We start from the raw sequence: 1,157 nt of genomic DNA on the forward strand, positions 1-1,157 counted from the left end.
TGCGGGGGGCGGGGGGCGGGTCAGGCGCCGGATTCGCCCAATGCGAGCGCGATCAGTGCGTCGTCGTCCAACTCGTCGATGGCGTCGAGCGGGTCGGCGGGCCCGGCGGCATCGGCCGGTCCGGCGGCATCGGCCGGTCCGGCGGCATCGGGGGGCACGGCGGCATCGGCGGGCGCCGAGGAGAGCTCCGGAGCCGCCTGGGCGGCCCCCGGTTCGTGTGCCGCGGCGAGGGCGAGCAGTTCGTCGAGCAGCCCCGCTTCCCGCAGCGCGTCCACGGGCAGCGACGCCAGTACCGTCCTGATCCGCAGTTCCTCACTCCGCGACGCCTCCGCCAGGATGCGCGCCCCCAGCAGCTCGGCCAGCTGGTCTGCGACCGCTTCCGCCGTCGGGTGGTCGAACACCAGGGTCGGCGGCAGCTTCGCACCCACCGCCCGGCCCAGCCGGGTGGCCACCTCGACGGCCGTGAGCGAGCTGAACCCGAGGTCCCGGAACGCCTGATCGGCCGGTACCTCCTCGGGCCCGGCATGGCCCAGCACGACGGCCACCTGCCGGCGCACCAGGTCGAGGAGCAGTTCCTGACGCTCGACCGGGCCACACGCGGTGAACCGCGCCAGCAACTGCTGATCGTCGTTGTCGTCCGCCCCGTCCTCGGACCGCTCCCCCGCCCCGCCCGTTCCGGGGAGGTCGCCGATCAGAGGACTGGGCCGGAACGCGGTGAAGGACCGGGCGAACCGGGGCAGGTCGAGATCCGCCACGGCCACGCAGGTGTCGCCACGCTCAAGAGCCGTGCCGAGGGCTTCCACGGCCCGCTCCGGGGACATGACGCGCAGGCCGCGCTCGCTGAGGAACTCCTCGCCCTCACCATCGCCCATGCCACCGCCGCCCCACAGGCCCCAGGCGATCGCGGTGGCCGGCAGGCCGTCGGCGCGCCGCCGCTCCGCGAGGGCGTCGAGCGCCGCGTTCGCCGCACCGTACGCCGTCTGCCCACCGCTGCCCCAGACACCGGCGCCGGACGTGTACAGCACAAAGGCGTCGAGGTCCCGTTCGCGGGTCAGCTCGTCCAGGTGGCGGGCGCCGGCGACCTTGCCGCCGTACACGTCGGCCATGCCAGCGGTACGCAGGCCCAGAAACGCACCGGAGTGGGGAACGCCCGCGGT

The 1,157-nt window shown here is 74.9% G+C and carries 1 protein-coding gene; it reads right to left on the bottom strand.

Going from position 1 to position 1,157, the window contains the following annotated elements; all coding sequences use genetic code 11:
* Positions 1-20 precede the first annotated feature (20 nt).
* Positions 21-1,157 (bottom strand): beta-ketoacyl reductase (locus IH00_RS0103315; protein ID WP_199819687.1); only part of this gene is annotated, 1,137 nt, incomplete at its 5' end.

The sequence above is a fragment of the Streptomyces sp. NRRL S-118 genome (genome assembly GCF_000716335.1).
Lineage (GTDB): Bacteria > Actinomycetota > Actinomycetes > Streptomycetales > Streptomycetaceae > Streptomyces.